This window comes from Natronoflexus pectinivorans (assembly GCF_004345615.1).
Classification (GTDB): Bacteria; Bacteroidota; Bacteroidia; order Bacteroidales; family Marinilabiliaceae; genus Natronoflexus; species Natronoflexus pectinivorans.
In genome coordinates this window covers 140,102-159,499 of sequence record NZ_SLWK01000002.1, presented here as the reverse complement: position 1 = coordinate 159,499, position 19,398 = coordinate 140,102, and the positions used below count along the sequence as shown (strand labels likewise).

At 40.7% G+C, this 19,398-nt stretch carries 7 protein-coding genes; 2 read left to right on the top strand and 5 right to left on the bottom strand.

What is annotated here, in order from left to right; translation table 11 throughout:
- Positions 1-3: 3 nt before the first annotated feature.
- Positions 4-2,409 (top strand): TIM-barrel domain-containing protein, encoded by a 2,406-nt coding sequence (locus EV194_RS04120; RefSeq protein ID WP_132432414.1) that lies wholly within the window; start codon positions 4-6, stop codon positions 2,407-2,409.
- Between the two features lie 255 nt (positions 2,410-2,664).
- On the top strand, positions 2,665-4,035 hold the full coding sequence (locus tag EV194_RS04115; protein WP_132432412.1) for an alpha-amylase family glycosyl hydrolase: 1,371 nt from the start codon (positions 2,665-2,667) through the stop codon (positions 4,033-4,035).
- A 56-nt stretch (positions 4,036-4,091) separates the two neighbouring features.
- Here EV194_RS04115 and EV194_RS04110 read toward each other — a convergent pair whose 3' ends face one another.
- The 5 genes from EV194_RS04110 to EV194_RS04090 all read right to left on the bottom strand — a co-directional run bounded on the left by EV194_RS04110 (position 4,092) and on the right by EV194_RS04090 (position 19,267).
- Positions 4,092-6,557 (bottom strand): ATP-binding protein, encoded by a 2,466-nt coding sequence (locus tag EV194_RS04110; protein ID WP_132432410.1) that lies wholly within the window; start codon positions 6,555-6,557, stop codon positions 4,092-4,094.
- 233 nt (positions 6,558-6,790) lie between these two features.
- Positions 6,791-8,398: a glycoside hydrolase family 28 protein gene (locus EV194_RS04105; RefSeq protein ID WP_243699323.1), complete on the bottom strand. Its 1,608-nt coding sequence runs from the start codon at positions 8,396-8,398 to the stop codon at positions 6,791-6,793.
- Between the two features lie 393 nt (positions 8,399-8,791).
- Positions 8,792-12,406 (bottom strand): cohesin domain-containing protein, encoded by a 3,615-nt coding sequence (locus EV194_RS04100; protein WP_132432408.1) that lies wholly within the window; start codon positions 12,404-12,406, stop codon positions 8,792-8,794.
- Positions 12,407-12,412: 6 nt separating this feature from the next.
- Positions 12,413-17,677 carry a right-handed parallel beta-helix repeat-containing protein gene (locus EV194_RS04095; protein ID WP_132432406.1) on the bottom strand — a complete coding sequence of 1,755 codons (5,265 nt, stop codon included), beginning with the start codon at positions 17,675-17,677 and terminating at the stop codon, positions 12,413-12,415.
- A 198-nt stretch (positions 17,678-17,875) separates the two neighbouring features.
- Entirely contained in the window at positions 17,876-19,267 is a 1,392-nt protein-coding gene (locus tag EV194_RS04090) for an APC family permease (RefSeq protein WP_132432404.1), read from the bottom strand.
- Positions 19,268-19,398: the final 131 nt, after the last annotated feature.

Sequence of the window (19,398 nt, the reverse complement as noted above, 5' to 3'; positions counted from 1 at the left end):
ACCATGTTAAAATTCAGGTTTATTATTCCCCAAATTCTCCTGATTATTCCTCTGGCAGCCCTCTGGGGCTCGCCAGCCGGGAATAACTCCAAAGTCAGTTTAATTAACCACTCCCAAACCAGGGATTGTCTGGTCTTAACCACCAACGAAGGTCATATACGAATGGCCGCTGTAACCCCAAACAGCATCATGATCTCTTTTTGCAGAGATTCAATTTTCAGTAATCCAAGTGATGCGCTGATTGCACATCCCGGATCACAACCCTTAATTGTTCAGGAACAAGACTCCAGAATTATGGCCAGAATGGGTCAAAATCAAGTCACCATCCAAAAAAAGCCCTTTGAAATAAGTTTACGCACCGGATCTCAGCACCAGGAAACCATTCTGATTCATGGAAGTATGCAAAATGGGAACTCAACCGGTGTTTCAATTCAATTGCAGCCTGGAGAGCGAGTAACCGGAGGTGGAAGTCGCGCCATCCCGATGGATAGACGAGGCTACCAGTTAAAACTCAACAACGAGCCACACTGGGGTTACGCATGGGGTGCAGAAAACCTCAACTATTCCGTTCCTGTTTTTGTATCCGATCGCCCATATCTAATATTTTTTGACTCACCTCAACGAGCTACAGCCGATATTGGATACAGCGATGAAAATATATTCAGACTGGAATCCAACATGGAAAACTTCACTGTATATATTGTTACCGGAAACAACCACAAAGAAACTTTAAAGGAATACACACTATTGACAGGCACTCAGCCACTCCCCCCTATCTGGGCACTGGGTCACTTACAAAGTCGATTTGGATATACTTCGCAGGAACACGCGGTAAATGTAGCCGACTCCACCATCATGGCCGGATTTCCATTGGATGCCATGATTATGGATCTCTATTGGTTTGGAAAAGGAATTGGCGATTTCAGAATGGGAAATCTAACATGGGAAAAAGAGAACTGGCCTGAGCCTCAAAAAATGATTGATCATTTTTTGGATAACGGAGTCAAAACCATCCTAATCACAGAGCCTTTTTTCCTGACTGATTCAGACCATTACGATGAAATGGCTCAAAAGGGATACTTTGGAAAGGACAGCACAGGAAACGCATTTGTTATTGACGATTTTTGGTTTGGGCCTGCATCATTAATCGATGTATTTAACCCCGACGCCATGGAATGGTTTTGGAATAAACATGTGCCGCACATAGAGAAAGGAATCGCTGGATGGTGGGGTGATTTGGGTGAACCTGAAAAACATCCATCGGGAATTTACTACAAAGCAGGGATGTCTGATGAGATACATAACATCTACGGACACTACTGGAGTAAAATGCTGCATGATAAATACCGCGAGCATTATCCCGATCAAAGGTTGTTTTTCCTAAACCGGGCAGGATATGCAGGGAGCCAGAGGTATTCCGTTTTTCCATGGTCGGGAGATGTATCCAGATGTTGGGATGGATTTAGGGCACAACTTCCCATTATGTTGGGCATGTCGGTGAGTGGAATCCCATACATGCACTCCGATTTGGGAGGATTTGCCGCCGGAGAAAAAGATGATGAGTTATATACCAGATGGATGCAATTTGGAGTATTCAACCCCATTTATCGTCCCCATGGTGAAAGCGTTCCTTCAGAGCCCATCTATTTCAGTCAGAAATCGCAAGATGTTACCAGGGAGTTTATAAAACTAAGGTATGAACTGTTGCCATACCTATACACCATGAGTTGGCAACAAACAACAGAGGGGACCCCTCTTGCCCGTCCACTTTTCTATGAGCACCCGAACAATTCTGATTATTTCGACATTTATGATACCTACTACTGGGGCGACAACCTTTTGGTTGCGCCGGTACTAGAGCCAGGCATTCGTTCCCGCGATGTTACAATGCCTGAAGGCTACTGGATTCACCTTTTCAACAATCAAATTTACAGTGGAGGACAAACCATTTCTGTTGAAACGCCCTTTGAGAACATACCTGTATTTGTGAAAGCAGGTAGTTTCATTACGAAAGCTAAACCGATCATGTCCACCGACTTTTTCTCAACAGACACTCTTTTGGTAAGTTATTACCACCATCCCAAAACAGAAAATGGACATGGGCAGATGTTCATGGATGACGGCAAAAATCCGACATCTCTTGAGAATGATGAGTATGAGTTGGTGTCTTACAAAGCAACCAACACCGGGCGACAGTTAAGAATTGAAATGAATTGCAACAAGGGCAATTATTACGGAAAACCGGAGCAAAGACACTATATTGTTACAATACACAATTTAGAGAAAGAGCCAAGAAGAGTCAACATAAACGGAAGAAGAACAGACTTCTCGTATGATATAAACGGTTCAAAACTAATCATCCCATTTAACAGGGGAACGGAAAAAGTAGAAATAGTAATAAGAAAATAAGTATTAGAAAAAAATAAGACTCTGTGCTCTCAAAAATAGAATAGAGTTTGACTAAGATCGTTTAGTTAAGATTGTGGGAAATTCAATTAATCCCGATAGGGATTAAATCTGAATAACCGTAAGTAAAACTTACGGTTAAAACAGACCCAAAAATTTCAATCCCGAACGGGATTGAACCCTTTCAGACTTGACTAAACCACATAAGAGACCTATTTATAATTAATTAAAACAATACAAACATCAAAATAGAATAAAATGAAGAAATTTATTTTTCTGTTTGCCCTGATTGGCCTTATATCGGCCTGTGGTACGCAGACTCAACAAGAAATATCTAAAAAACAAAGACCTGTCAGCAAGGTTCCAATCCCGGATTGGAGTCATAACGCGGTAATTTACGAGGTAAATGTACGTCAGTTTACTCCTGAAGGTACTTTTGAGGCATTTGCAGAGCATCTGCCGCGACTGAATGAACTGGGAGTTGATTTTTTATGGTTTATGCCCATCCATCCCATTGGCGAAAAAGAACGAAAAGGAACACTTGGTTCCTACTACTCCATTAAAGACTACAAAGGTGTCAATCCCGAATTTGGCACTTTTGAAGACTTCAAAGCCATTGTTAATCAAGCGCACGATTTGGGAATGAAAGTATTTCTCGACTGGGTGGCCAATCATTCAGCGTGGGATCACCCATGGGTTGAAAAACATCCTGAATGGTACGATCGTGACTCATTGGGAAACATGTTTGCTCCTTACGACTGGACAGACGTAGCGCAGCTTGATTACAACAACCATGAAATGAGGGCTGCCATGATTGATGCGCTTGAGTTCTGGGTACGGGAGGCAAATATTGATGGCTATCGCTGCGATGTGGCCGGGCTGGTTCCTGTGGACTTTTGGGAGGATGCAAGGGTAGCACTGGACAAAATTAAACCTGTTTATCTTTTAGCTGAAGACGAAGATGAAACCGCACTCTTGAACAAAGCCTTTAACTCAAATTATGGTTGGTCGTTCCATCACATCATGAATGCCGTGGCAGCCGGAGAGCAGAATGTGACGCATGTTGTGGAATATTTCGAAAATCTCTACGAAACTTATCCTCTAGGGACTTACCCCATGCAATTCATCACAAACCATGACGAGAACAGTTGGGCATCAACCGAGTTTGAAAGAATGGGTGACGCAGTAAAAACTTTTGCCACGCTGACTTTCGCTATTGAAGGGATGCCTCTGATTTATACCGGTCAGGAAGTTGGAATGGATCACATGCTGGAATTCTTTGAGAAAGATGAAGTAGATTGGAGCGATCCTATGAATATGACGCCGTTCTACCAATCTCTTATCAGGTTAAAGAAAGAAAACAGAGCTTTATGGAACGGTAAAGCCGGTGGAGAAATGACCATCATAACCACCGAGTATCCGGAAGAGATCTTCCTATTTAAAAGGGAAAAAGACAACAACAAAGTTGTTGCCCTTTTTAATCTTTCTCCACAAGAAATTGTACTAGATGCCTCTGTTGGAATTTCCGGAGAGTATCAGGAATACTTTTCAAAGAAAAGCATGACTCTTCCATTTGAGTCATTAACATTGAAACCATGGGATTATAATATCATCACCATAAACAAATAACCATTCCTTCAAAATGGTTTGTCTAACCACTCCGGAGTTAAGCTTCGGAGTGGTTTTTATTTTACCGGCAACGTAAAATAAAAACTCGTTCCTCTCCCTTCCTGCGATTCAAACCAAATCTTCCCACCTAACATTTCAACGTACGCTTTGGCTATTGACAGTCCTAAACCTGTTCCTTTTAAGGAATGAGTGAGTGAGTTATTGACCTGTTGAAAGCGTTCAAATACCTGATAAAAACAATTTTCAGGAATTCCTACGCCGGTATCTTTCACATAAAGCTCAATATGGTCTGATTTAAATTGGTAACCGGCTATAATCTTTCCCTCCGGGGTAAATTTAACCGCATTCGATAGCAGATTATTCAAAATCTGACGCAGTTTAACCTCATCAGAATATATCATATCAGATGGTGTCACTGCTCCCTTTTCTATTAACAATTCTGCTTTTCCAGCTTTTACACGGGTTTTAAACAGTGCAAAAACCGAATCAAACACCTCATTAAGAGAGAATTCTGTTAACGACACCGTGATTTGACCCGCCTCAATTCTGGAAACATCAAGAATATCACTGATAATACCCAGAAGCAGATGACTATTTTCTTTAATTATCGTGATAAACTCCTCACGTTCGGCATCGCCTTCAGCCGTGCGTAAAAGTTCTGAAAACCCATATATCGCATTCATCGGAGTACGAATCTCGTGGCTCATATTTGCCAAAAATGCTGATTTTAAACGATCACTCTCCTCTGCCTTTTCCTTTGCTTTGGTTAACTCATTGTTTTTTTGTTCCAAAATGAGTTCATTTATTTTTCTTTCAGTGATATCTGTGATGGTACCAATGTAACCTTCAAAAACATCGTCATTTTTTTCAGGAACTGCGAAACCAAGAACCCAGACCACCGTCCTGTCAGGTTTGAGAAAACGATACTCCACTGATGAAGGCTGCTGGTCAAGAGTACGTTGTTTCCATCCGGAAACAACTCTGTTGAGATCTTCAGGATGAACAGCCCTCAACCAACCATCTCCAAGTGCTTCACTAAAACTCAGACCCGAAAGTTCAGTCCAACGTGGATTCACATATGTGGTATATCCATTTGCCCTGGTACGGAATATTCCCACCGGAGATATTTCAGCCAATTTATGGAACAACTTCTCACTTTCGAATAGTCTTTCTTCCTTTTCTTTTCTAAAATGAATATCCTGCATGGATCCTGTCCAGATTACATCTCCATTTGGAAGAATATAAGGAATAGACTCGTCCCTGTGCCATCGCTCGTTCTCATTTGTTATTAGTCGTCCTTCCCAAATAAATTTCTCTTTTCTATCGTACGCTCTTTGATTGGCCTCCAGAAAACTCTGTCTATCTTCGGGATGAATGGCATTTATTGGGATATATGGATTAGCCTTGAGTTCATCAACAGTTGTCCCTACCATTTTGGCAAACAGCTCGTTGCAGTACAACACATTGATAATAGGCATGCCTGACTCGTGATAAACGCTTCCCGCCTTCATCTTAATCCGGTATATACCTGATGGAACAGCCTGTACAACGCTGGTTAGAAAAGTCATTTGATCTTCCAGCTCGTTCTTTACCTGCTCCAATTCTGAGTTCTTTTCTCCTAAAAGTTGTGTGTGACTTTTAACGGCACTTCTTAATAATAGTGTAAACACCACAAACAACATGATTACACCCAACAATATATAGATCAACAAAAAAACATATCCGGGAATTCCGTCGGCCTGATCACGTTCAAGCCATTGACGCAAAGATCGGAAATAAACAGACTGTGGATCATTGATCATAACCCGAAGTCGTTGATCAACTTTTTCGATAGTTGATAAGTCAATATTCGGAGAAAACACAAAATGTAACTTAGAAGGACGAAGAACTACCGGAGAAGAGACAAAATCAGAATCAAACAGTCCGGAAAAATAGAAAAAGCGATCGGCAATAATAAAATCGACTTCATTCTTAGCCAGAGCCTGAGCCAATTCAGGATAGTTTCTGTAACCAATTACTTCATATTCCAATTGAAAAGAATTTGGCAGATCATCTCTTAAATATAATTCCTGTATTGAACCACGCAAAACACCAATCCTAGTCCCATCCAAATCTGCAACAGATGAGATAATTTCCCCCATTGAAAAAATCTCCAACCAGGATTCTATAACTGGTATCTGGTTAAAGTGAAAAATGGTATCGCGACCTGAAGAGTACGCAACATCAGGAAGTATGTCTATTTTCCCTCCCTGAATATCTAAATAAAAATCTTCCCACTCTCCTTCCACATAATCCAGCTTCCACCCCTCATTTTTGGCAATCTCATTCAATATATCTACAAAAAAACCAACAGGTTCTCCCGCATCATTAAAATAGAGTTTTGGAGGATTCGGATATATCCCTACTCGAAAAGTTTCCGCATTTACTATGAATTGAGCTGAAACAAACAAAATCAAAACTGAATAAACTCTTATGAGTTTATTCTCTGAAATATTTTGAATTATTTGTTTTAATCTATCCATAAAAAAACACGCTTACATGCGTTACATCCTACAATGTAATAATTACCAAATACATTTGCCAAAAGTAAATAAAAAAAAACAACCTGCTCAAATAATTATGTAGCATAGCATTAAAAGTAAATATCTCAAGGCTTTTAATTTTCCACAGAAATATTTGCACAAAAAGCCATGCAAAACCAATATAGGTTTTGCATGGCTTTCATCAATAAAATAAACTCAAAGAGTTTTAATCTCTACCAAGCTGCAGTAGGAAGTTCCTTTCTGATAACATCTTCTTTCACGTCCCTGTCAAAACTTACCATTCCCGGCTCATAGTCAGGCATCACCACAACGCCAGTATATTTTCCTTCCAAACGAATGGGCTCTTCTCCTTTTTTATCAGACAAAGAAACATTGTCAAGATATAGCTCATACACATCGTGTGCTACCATCGCTCTCTCTTCTGATTGAATCGAAACATTTCTCATATTGAGGTTTTTCACTCTGTGAAGACGAATTCCTTCGCGGGCATTTACCACTTCAATATTCTCCAGATAGATATCCTCAAGCCATTTTTCAGGCAGACCATTTAAAACTATTGCTCTGGGGACTCCGTCAATTCGTATGTTTCTGATGTCGATGTTTCTTAACAGTGGAGCAGGGCCAACTCCAGCTCCTGTGTAAAATGTATTGAAGTTAAGAGCTTCATATGTAGAATTAATCACCTCTATATCTCTGATATATATATTCTCAGTAACATTTCCCCTACCACGGGCAGTTTTAAATCGGATCCCACGATCACAATCTTCGAACAATGCATTGTGAACATAAACGTTTCGAATACCTCCCGAAGTTTCACTTCCAAACACTACACCTCCACTACCGGTAACCACTCTGTAGGCATGGAAATGACGAATCACAACATTTTCTGTCGGAATATTGATTTCCAATCCTTCTTCGTTAAAACCAGATTTGATAACAATGGCGTCATCTCCCGTACTTAAGGTAGTATGCTCAACCAAAACGTCTCTTGATGAGTCAATCACAATTCCATCACCATTATGAGAATCCCGGCTATTGATGGTGACATCACGTATGATGGCACGTTGCGAATAAACCAAATGTAGGTTCCACATCGGCCCGTTATTAACGGTAATTCCTTCAATCAACAGATCTTCAGACTCCCAGAAAACAACAAAATTTGGTCGCATCCCCTCTGTACCTGAACCTTTTCCAAAATTTGTTCTTCTTGACAAAGGAACTTTGGTTGCTTCTGCCCTGGGCTGAACAGTCCAGTCTGCCAGCCAATGACCAGCCTGTCCGTCAAGAACTCCTTTCCCGGTAATTGCAACATTTCTCACTCTGTAAGCATAAATAAGAGGAGAGTAGTTATATACTTCAACACCTTCGTATCGCTGAATAACTACAGGCAGGTAGTCCTCTTTATCTTCACTGAAGTACACTGTACTTCCTTCAGAAATGTGTAAATGAATATTACTTCTCAGGTGAATCGGTCCGGTTAACCAGTTTCCGGCAGGTATTAATACTTTTCCTCCACCAACTGCATGTGCAGCATCAATGGCGCGATGAATGGCCTCTGTGGATTTAAAAGACTTATCGCTTCCCATTTCTTTGGCTCCAAAATCGACAATATTAAATACGCGATCAGGAAACGTGGGTCTTTCCAATTGAATCATTTCAAATGGCGCCACAATAGGAGCAATCTCATAAGGAATTGTTGCCACAGGTTTCACCTGTGCACATGCTACAGTTCCAAAAAAAGTTACAAGGATAATGCTAAGTAATCCAAACTTTGACTTTTGCACCAACCTCATCCGAATGTCAGATAAATAAAATCTCATAGAATGTCATATTAAGTATAGTCGAATTATTCTTTATCACAAATATCTTATAAAAACGTGAATAAAAGTTGTCACATTTTATCTGAATAAGTGTGACTAGTTATTAATTAAAAAAGTTTTGGCAACATACACACACATATTAGATAGTTTGAAACAAACCGACTGGGTCAATTTTAACAAAAGTCGAAAATGAACACTTAAATAGCTTCGTAGAAATAAAAGATGAAACTAGTGTAACCATCAAACCATAAATAAAACTTTTCGCCAAGGAGGAAATGATTCCTTATCTATGAATATTCTGGAGAACCTATCTGATCATTTATTGGCATTAAAAATCAAAAGTCCTGTGCAGCGTGCTGCACAGGACTTTTAAAACATACATTTTCAACAAGTTCACCTTTGGATGATCAGCTTAAGACTCTCACAGCCTTCATCCGAGCATAAGTTTACAACGTAAACTCCAATTGGCAAGCCGGATACATCTATTTTCTGATTCAGGACATCAACGGTAGTAACAATCACCTCACGCCCCGTAATATCATAAATAATAACACTCAAAAATCGAGAGGCATCAATAAAGATCTCTTCTTTTGCGGGATTTGGCCATACTTTCATATCTTTCAATTCGTGAGAATTGAACCCAGTACAGACCTCAACGGTTATCTGCATAACTCCTTCACCAATACAACCATTTCCATCAGTGTAAAAATACTCAACATCAAACAATCCGTCTCCTGATATTTGCGGATCAAAAGAGCCATCCATAACCCCTAAACCAGAATACTGACCACCAACCGGAGTCGCACCCGACAACTCTATGGGTGAATCATTTGTGCATAAGGTCAGATCAGGAGGCATTACGATTTCAGGATATGTAAACACTTCTGCTGAGAAAACTCCGGTACTTGTACAACCATTTTCGTCTGTGTATAGATATTCAATCTCATGAACACCTATTCCTGATTCACGTGGATTAAGAAACCCTTCGTAAACACCGGAACCCGAATAGATACCACCAACAGGCAGTGCCTCCGGCAGTTCCAGCGGCGCATCATTCAAACACAACTGCAGATCAGACGGCATCACGATCTCAGAGAGCGGAAACACCTCTGCAATAAACACCCCAATACTTTTACATCCATTTTCAGATGTATAAAGGTATTCAATCTCATGAACACCTACTCCTGATTCCTGCGGATCAAAAATGCCTTCCTGAACTCCAGAGCCTGAGAATACTCCACCGACGGGCAAGGCCCCGGATAACACTAATGGGACATCATTAATACATAACACCTCATCATCGGGCATTGTAACTTCAGGAGATGGAAGCACAACCAAAGTCAACAAAACTGTGGAATCACAGCCATTGTAGGCCTTAAACATTTCGGTATAGGTACCTGGCTCAGTAAGGTTTTGTCTTCCAAAATAATAAACATCACCTTGACATAGCTCATCTTCATCAGTTTCGAAGTAATTCTCATGCTCATGTGAAATACTTATTGATTGATTCCCCAGATTAAAAGGAATTTGATTTCCATTGAAATCACTGAATTCAACCTCCTCATCCACCCATGAAAAGGAGGTAGAAACTCCAAGATCAGCATCAAATCGCAACTCGATAAGCATATCATCACCAACATTAGCAGGCTCAGCTGAAGCCCAGGAAATATAAATCAAATCACCGATTTGATTTACTGATAATACGCCATCTTCCATCTCACTGTGTACCCAATCATACCCATAAAAATCCACATCATCTGAATCAAAAGCAACAACAAGAGATATGGCTCCCAAATTATTGGCATTGGTGACCTTTATAGGTAAATAAAGCATCCCAGCACATAATCCCGTGTTATGATCAAACGAGACAGAAATCAAGGGGGTTGTGACCTCCAACTTACCTGCATTTGAGAAAACCACAGGAGGACAACTTCCAGAAATTTTACATCGATATAAGTTGCCTTGCATTTCGGATGTCACATTACTTAAGGTTAATTGAGTGCTGGTTACCCCGCTATAATGCCCACCATTGGATAAATCGCTCCAGTTTTCGCCACTATCTGTACTCTCCTGCCATTGGTACGACAACCCTGCCCCTGAAGCCTGCACAGCAAACTGCACGCTTCCGGTTCCATAAATACTTTGATCTTCAGGGTGCGAATTTATAACAGGATTTTGAGGAACATTAATATTCCCGTTTTGATAGGACGAAAAGATATCTAATCCGTTAATATTAACATACTCAGAACCTGCCCTCCAGTTAAGAGGAGAACTCCCAGGAACACCATCAAATTCAAACTCTACTAACACTCCATTATCGGGAATGGAGGCCGCGGTGGTGCCCACCCAACTGAGATATAACACCCCCTCATCGGCATTTACCGCAAACATGCCGTCTCTCAGACTCTCGTGCAAACTACTGTATCCGGTAAACTCCAATACCTCATCATTATATTCAAGTGCAAGAGAAAAGGCTCCGACTCTTGAGAAACTGCTTACCCTGACAGGAATTGCAATTTCCCCGGGACATATAGTTGATGTACCCAATGAAGTGGAAATGTTAGGCAAGACAGTAAGCGTGGCTTCCCTACTATGTAACGTTGGCTCGCAAGCTCCTGTTATCCGGCAACGATAAACGTTTTCATCCAGATCTATTCCGACAGAAGATATTGATAAAGTAGCAGTTGTTACACCCGAATACCCGCTGCCATTATTCAGGTCGGTGAAAGTTTCTCCGCCATCGGTGCTTATCTGCCAACGGTATGACAAGCCGGTTCCGGTTGCTGATAGCGGGAATGTAACATTTTGATTCTCTGCAATCACCCTGTCGGGTGGTTGATTCGTAATCTGGGGCAAAGAATTTACTTGCAAACTGCCGTTGTTATATACACCGGGAATTTCATTCATGAATGAACTAAAAAACTCATTTGATTCAACCTGCCATTGCAATTGGCTGTTTCCAGGCTCAACATTAACCAACAATTCAAATAGTGGCTCATCAATAATCGTCATGGGCTCCAAGGCAGCCCATGAAAGATAAACAATCCCATCCTCCTGGTTTACTACAACGGCATTGTTAAAATCAGGATGGAAATTATCAACATCTAAAAATTCAACCACATCCGCATTAAAACCTATAGCTAACGAAAAAGAAGATACATCGATGAAACCCTCCGTTTCAATAGGTATTGAATGTGTTCCCGGACAAATATTTAAAGAGGGCATAGATGCTATAACCGGCTTTATAACTTCCAGCAAAACATTATTAGAAAAAACTGAAGGGGAGCATGTGCCCGAAACATGACAACGATAAAGGTTGCCGCTTAATCCGATTGACGCATTGGTTACCCTCAGATTGGCAGTGGTCACATTGGAATAAGGCGCTGCGTTTGATAAATCTGAAAACGTTTCTCCCCCATCTTCGCTCACCTGCCATTGGTAACTCAACTGAGTACCCTGTGCTGAAACAGAAAAAACAGCGGTACCGTTTTCCAGAATACTTTGCGTAGTGGGCTGAAGAGTTATTGAAGGTGGCTGCAATAACGTAACAGAGCCTCCTTGAAAAGATACATCCAAAACCTCTCCGGAATCATTGCTTATTTCGCAATTTCCGGGGGTTGCAAGATCCCAACCCAGTGAACTGCTTCCATATTTCAGAACCTCAAATTCCAATTCAAGCAGCACACCGTCATCAATACTTACTGGATTGGTGTCAATCCAACTTATCATCACACGTCCATTGCCACCATTAACAATCAGCATACCACTACCAATATCGGCATGTCTGTTTTGGTAATTGACATATGTAAATTCTTCCTCATTGTACTCAAGTACCAGAGATATGGCTCCTACATTATTAAAGTTAGAAACTTCTACCGGCACTGCGATTTCATAGGAACAGTCGGTGACTGTTCCTATTTTGACAACTGCGTTTTCCGAAAAGAGTGCTTGCTGCCCAAAAAGTACAATAAGAGAAAGAACGATTAATTCTTTAATGCAATTTCTCATAATTATCTATTTGGACACAACAATTTTTACAACTTTAATGCTTTCACTATAATTTGTATTAACCCTCATATTCAGCATATAAACACCATTCGCTAACAAAGAAGCATCCATACTATACTGATGACTGCCAGGCATAAAAGACTGCTCATCTGACTGATAAACCGATGTACCGGCAGCGTTAACCAACTCAAATGAAACCTTAGCGTCACTTTCGAGGGCAAAACTTACTGTTGCACTCTCTTTTACCGGATTAGGATACACTACCAGCGATGATGTCTTAATATTGTTTTTATCCAGAGATGTTGCTACCGTTCTTAACTCGGGAGCAGATATATTAGCTCTTAAAGGTTCTCCCCACTGATTGGCGATTTCAATGTGCTCGTACAATTCTGGCAATACAGATTCAGAAGTTGGGGCAAAATCCAATGCTTCCATCTCTACAACAATGCGCAGAGGTTGTCCCTGATTCGTTTGAATCGGTTCAGTTCCTGCCCATGCAAAACGGAATAATCCGTTTTGTGCACTATGTACAAACCCATTTCCACCATCAAAACGCACGCCTTTCACTTTCATCATATCCTCAGGATAATAAAACCCAAAGGAGATGGCACCAGCATTTTCATCAATATCAAAATCGAAAGGCAATTCAAATTCATTGTATGATGTTACAACCACTTCTCCCGAAGGGGTAATTCCTTGTCCTGTTTTCAGGCTCTTCAAGAGGCTGTATGAACCGTTAACATCGCCAAAACATAAAACTCTCAGAACACTTAAAATGGAGTTCCCATCCACTAAATAATCATCGTAATGATATAGAAAATCGCCTGATGGAAACTCGTCAATCAATCCGGCATATCGTTTCAACATAAAGAGTGCATCGGTTCCATTAACACTTCCGCTCAGATTTACATCTGCTGCTGCAAGACTTAGCCCGGTAAGTAGTTCCTTGCGGGTAAAATGATTCAAAACCAACAAAGCATCTGTTGCATTTACTCCACCCCATGGTTCAGCAGGCTCAACCACCATTCGATAACCTCCCGTTGCAAATGGAGCAAATGCAAAAGCCCCGGTTTCAGAAACTGTCTGCTGAGAAATGACCCCTCCGGCAAAATCAACAATACTTACCACCGCCTCGCTCATTGGAGTTGAAGTGGAATTGCCATAAAACAGTTCTCCGGTTAGAACAATCTCGTCGCTTTCAACCCAAGGGAGTTGGGCAAACTCTACAAAATTAACTTTACCCCGATTGGATTGATTAAAAACATCATATACCACATTTGAAATCATGGCCGAATCGGCTGCACTCCAAAAGTTGTAGCGGGCATCAACATCAATCGTAGTGTTATTATAAACAGCAAAATCGGAAATACCATAAAAATTATTGACATATTTAGGTTTCCCACCAAGTACCACATTGCTGTTGCCATCCAAATAGATGGATGATGCCTGATTGTTGGCGAAAGTATTATTCCGTAGCGTATCAGGCTGTGAGTTCCAAAGCCTCATGCCATAACCTGCTGAATTACGAACCGTATTGTTGTTAAAAGTGGGCTCGGTGGTTCTGTCAAAGAATATATTGTATTCTGTTCCATGTTCAATAATGCAATATTTCATCTCGGAAGAAGCCTCATACAAATTACTTCCAATATTAAAATTAATGCCACCCCAGCCTTCAGCAGCTTTATAAGCAGTAAAAACAATTGGAGCATCTTCAGTTCCAACGGCCAATAAACTTCCTACATACCGAGTGCTATTTTCCTCTCCCACATTAAGTGAAACACCTGGACTAAAGTGCATTTCAACGCCAGGCTCAATGGTTAAATCAACATTATTCCTGTCACCGCGCAAAACGATATCGCCCGTTACATGATAAGGAATTCCATCGTTTACATAAGTCCCATCACTTGCAAAATTACCACCACTTAAAGATATAAATTGCATTCCATTGTCTTCATAACTGTTGCTTTCAAGAACAGGAAGACTATTCCATGCAGCTAAGAACAATGGATACTCTCCATTTCCAACAAAGGAACTATTACTTATAGATGGCGTACTGGCTCCTGTGACAAAAATCCCGTGCTCCCCATTATTCAATATTTGACATTGTTCAATCACAGGGGAAGCAGCATTTAAATAAACACCACTCTGAGCAGCATTTCTGATTGTAACATTTTCCAATACAGGTGTGGTTGTTCTGTCGCAGAATATATTATATTCGGTTCCATACTCAACAATACAATGCTTCATCTCTGAAGAAGCCGCATACAAATCACTTCCAATATTAAAATTAATGCCACTCCAGCCTTCAGCAGCTTTATAAGCAGTAAAAACAATTGGAGCATCTTCAGTTCCAACGGCCAATAAACTTCCTACATACCGAGTGCTATTTTCCTCTCCCACATTAAGTGAAACACCTGGACTAAAGTGCATTTCAACGCCAGGCTCAATGGTTAAATCAACATTATTCCTGTCACCGCGCAAAACAATATCACTTGTCACGTGATAAGGTATCCCATCGTTAACATAAGTAACATCACTCGTGAAACTACCACCGCTTAGCGATATAAATTGCAATCCATTACCTTCATAACTGTTATTTTCTATAATTGGAATGCTATTCCATGCTGATACCACTATTGGATACTCTTCATTGTTAGAAAAGATGGTATTATTTATAACCGGTGTATTTGAACCGCTAATTACAACCCCGTTCTCTCCATTATTTAACACTTGAGAATGGCTTAATTCTCCACGACCGTTACTATAGCGAATGCCATCACCTTCAGAATTTCGTATGATACTATTGACAATATTAACAACTGATCCTTCAGCATAAATATTGTAAAGCCTTCCATTCTCTACAACACAATATGCTAATTCTGAAGGAGCTTGCCCAGATATATTTAATCTAAGATGAATACCATCCCATCCTCCAGGCTCTCCGTTAAAGGAGGTGAATTTTATGGGTTGCTCTTCAGTTCCTACAGCATATAATTCACCAAAATTAACAGATGATGTGCTAAAATACATGCTAGCACCTTCTAAAGCTTTAATGGTGTTTCCGGGCTCTATGGTTAAACGTCTGTTAGCTCGAACTGTTAATTGACCCAACAGAATAATATCATAATCAATGGTAAACCATGTTTGATCGTTTGTGATATCCCCCTCCGGCAGAACAATGCCATTAAACTCGTTATCAACCAGTATGGGACTCCCCCCAGGCTGCCTGATGCTGGTATTGGGGGTATTGTAATATATTCCATACTTATTTTCACTAATGGTTGTAGTGGTAAAAGTTGGGTTGGAGTCAAAACCAGTCATCATAACCCCGGCATCTCCATTATTGCTAATGTCTGTATTGATAAATGTTGGAGAAGATGATTGCAAGCTAATCCCATGCGACGCATTATTTATCACGTGAGTATTCTCAATATTAATATTTGCATTTTGCAAACGAATTCCTCTACCTGTAGAATTCCTGATCACAGAATTATTCAACATAGGCTCGGTAGTGTCGCTGCAACGCAGGTTCGCATTATTGGTTCCATGTCCTGCGTTTGATATCACCACATAATTAAATTGAGAAGACACCCCGTTGTTACTGTTCGCACTGAACCAAATTCCTCCCCAAAGCCCCTCTTCATCAAGATAACCGGTAAAATATACAGAATCACCTTCCAGTCCGTTACAAACAATATTAGCCTGTCGAACCTCCATGGTTACCTCAGGTAAAAACAAAAGTTGTGTTCCTGCTTCAAATGTATGGGTTCCACCGGTAAAAGTAATGTTTTCGGTCACCCAATATGGGCTTGCAGCTTTAGTATAGGTAACATTTCCACTGAGGTTTCCGCTTAACTGACTACCGGGCGTTCGCATGGTAACACTACTCAAAGTAGCCTGCGCAGCTGTTTTATCATTGAAAAACTTAACTTTGTATTGCAGGTATCTCGCGGTTTCTTCAATTTCAATGGGACTTATATCCTGATAAGTGTTCCAACTACTCCATACTCCATCATTACCGGCAATTCTATAGGATACTTCCAATCCTGCACCATCTGCTATGCTTCTTGCGAAGGAGAGTTCGCTAATGGTACGCTCGGCACCAAGCTCATCAAACTTGGTTGAAATAAACAAACCTTTACTTTTTCGATTGGTTGAAAGCGTTAGTAAACTATACCTCGCATTTACAATCGGAACCCCTGAAAGATTGGTTCCTCCGCTATACACCACTTGTCCGTTTGCTCCAAATGCCACAAAATCCTTTACATAATCAACCATCCCCGTAGAGGAACTCCAAACCAGTGGAGTGGTTGTTACGTCAGCAAAAGCAACACTGTTGGTAATAGAAGTCGAATTCTCGCCTCCCATCACCACCAAAAGCCCATTGGCAATAAAAGATGAGTGATGACTAACAGCCTGAGGGAGGTTTGTTTCAGAAACCCATCCTCCCAAATTGCCATCTGACTGAGAAGAATTACGGAATACAGTATTGAGTTTTTCATCATCATTATTAACACCGCCTATCACAATAACATCTTCACCATCTACCACCATGGTATGATTTCTCACCTCCACAGGCAGAACAGTTGTTACTTCAAACTCTGATAATTTACCGTTAGCCAATACTTGTGCCACCCATACTTCAGAAGTTCCACTACCATTTGAAAGTTGAGAGCTTCCACCGGTAACATAGACATATCCGTTACAAAACACAGCAGTGTGCCCATGCAATGATGATGGCAAACGAATTTCCATCTCTTGCCATTGTCCAATATTTCCATTCAAACTCATGGAGGCATAAAAAATTCTGTCACTCACCTCATCGTCTGTAGCACCACCTAACACATAAATGGTATTGTCTCCAATGACCATGGCATGGTTTCTAACCCCTTTGGGAAGAGCCGACACCGTTGTCCAGCCACTAATTCCCGAAGCTTGCAAAGCAGCCCGATAAACTTGTGCCGAGTTATTGGTTCCATTAAAACCACCGGATAGATATACAAAACGATTATTCCAGGTAGCCGCCTGATGACCACTCAGCGTTTGAGGAATAACTGTAGTCGTGACCCAGTTGCCCATAGACAATGCCTGAAAAGGCAAGCCAATGGCATTGGAACCAACCAGTAAATCATTGAAATTACCGATATTAAAATCATCATTACTGGTGTGAGTAAATGAGACCTGCGCATGCAGTGACAAGGAGAGAAAAAGAAGAAGATGAACTAATAATACAGACGCACGTCCCCCAACAAAGTGTAGAAACTTTTTCATAAAACAGTTGCTTTTTGGTTTAAATTTTAATGAGCTTTTGTTATGGGTTAGGAAGGTTCATACAAAGAAACTATAAACTAATTATTTTATACGCAATTCACATAACTGGTTTCAATTATATGATGAAAGCATAAAAATAGATGATAAATGGCATATAAAATAGTACAAACACTATATAAAACCACTCTAAATTACAGATTAAACCATCCCTCTATTTGACATAAACCGATGACCGATATAAGCAAGTATAAGGACAGCCACTCCCATAAAAGAATAAAACCCTGAAAACCCATCGGACCAAAAGGCCTGACGAACCGCACCAAGCAAGGCTATTGCAGAAAAGAGAAGATAAATAACAGGCAACCATGGGTATCCTGTTGCTTTATAAGGTCTGAACCTATTGGGTTGCTTTGCTCTTAAAACAAATAGGGCCAAAACAGTCAAAGAGCCGGTTATGAACATGGCAATACTGGCCATCTCTATAATGGCATAAAAGCTACCGGTAAGAACCAAAAAAACTGCGAAGATTGCCTGAACCCATAAGGCTCTTCCCGGGACTTTCATTTTATTAAGTCGTGCAGCTCCCGTCCAAAAAGCCCTCTCTTTTGCCATGGCAAATGCCACACGCGCACTGGTCAATATTGTGGCATTTAATGAAGTTACAATGGCAATGGTGATGGTGATTAAAACCAAATTTGCCATAATTGGACTGTTTAGTGCTCTGGCCATGGCAGTTCCCGCATCCATATTTTTGAGGGATGACAATCCCTCAAAACCAAGAGACAATACAAAAGCAGCACACATCAAAATATAGAGAACAGTAACAACAGCCGTAGCCCAGGTCATGGATTTTGGGATGTTACGACCGGGATCTTTTACTTCACCTGCAACATAAATAATATTAAGCCATCCGGAATATGCAAAATTCACAAATAGAAAAGCAGTAATGACGCCTCCGGCTGAAAGCGATGAATCCCAAACCTGAACAGGTTGATCCGGCCTGATGCTCCATCCACTTAACACAGCGTAACCACCAAGAAAGATTAGGAAAAGAATCGGGATAAGGGTAAAAAGAATTTGTGTTCGTGCTGCAATTCGAGTTCCGGCATAATTTATGGCAGTAATCAAAAGAATTAATAATACTGCGAAAAAATTAGCTTTTGGCAGAGGAATACCCGGTGCAATATTGGCCATCATATCCAAACCGGATAGAGCAGATATCTGATACTGAAAAACCGCCACAGCCATTCCGGCAATTGAGCCGCCAAAAATGGTGACAAACAAAACCCAACCGGAGGCAAAAGCAACGGAATCACCGTAAGCTTCTTTCTGGAAAACATAATCCCCTCCGGCTTTTGGGAGCATTGCTCCCAATTCGCCACACGCAACAGCCCCTGAATAGGCAAAAAATCCACCCAGAAGCCAAATCAGAAAAAACATCAGAAGGGAACCTGTTTCAAAAGCAACTGCAGATGGGAAAAGGAAAATACCAACTCCCAACATGGAGCCTGCAACCACAGTAAAACCTGCCATTGGACCAATTACCCGTGGCATATGTACACCATCTCTTCCCTGTTCAAAATCGTCCATAATTATCTCTTCAATAACAATAGATTTTGAAAGATATAAAAAAGCACCTCTTTCACAAACAAAATAAATTAAAAACGAAACGGGCCTGCTTCACTTTTGAAGCAGACCCGTTTTCCCCCTTTAATAACCTT

What these genes read in the sequence shown, in the direction of transcription:
- EV194_RS04110 (WP_132432410.1), bottom strand. Translation starts at nt 6,557, where the DNA reads ATGGATAGATTAAAACAAATAATTCAAAATATTTCAGAGAATAAACTC.
- EV194_RS04115 (WP_132432412.1), top strand. Translation starts at nt 2,665, where the DNA reads ATGAAGAAATTTATTTTTCTGTTTGCCCTGATTGGCCTTATATCGGCC.
- EV194_RS04095 (WP_132432406.1), bottom strand. Translation starts at nt 17,677, where the DNA reads ATGAAAAAGTTTCTACACTTTGTTGGGGGACGTGCGTCTGTATTATTA.
- EV194_RS04120 (WP_132432414.1), top strand. Translation starts at nt 4, where the DNA reads ATGTTAAAATTCAGGTTTATTATTCCCCAAATTCTCCTGATTATTCCT.
- EV194_RS04100 (WP_132432408.1), bottom strand. Translation starts at nt 12,406, where the DNA reads ATGAGAAATTGCATTAAAGAATTAATCGTTCTTTCTCTTATTGTACTT.
- EV194_RS04090 (WP_132432404.1), bottom strand. Translation starts at nt 19,267, where the DNA reads ATGGACGATTTTGAACAGGGAAGAGATGGTGTACATATGCCACGGGTA.
- EV194_RS04105 (WP_243699323.1), bottom strand. Translation starts at nt 8,398, where the DNA reads ATGAGATTTTATTTATCTGACATTCGGATGAGGTTGGTGCAAAAGTCA.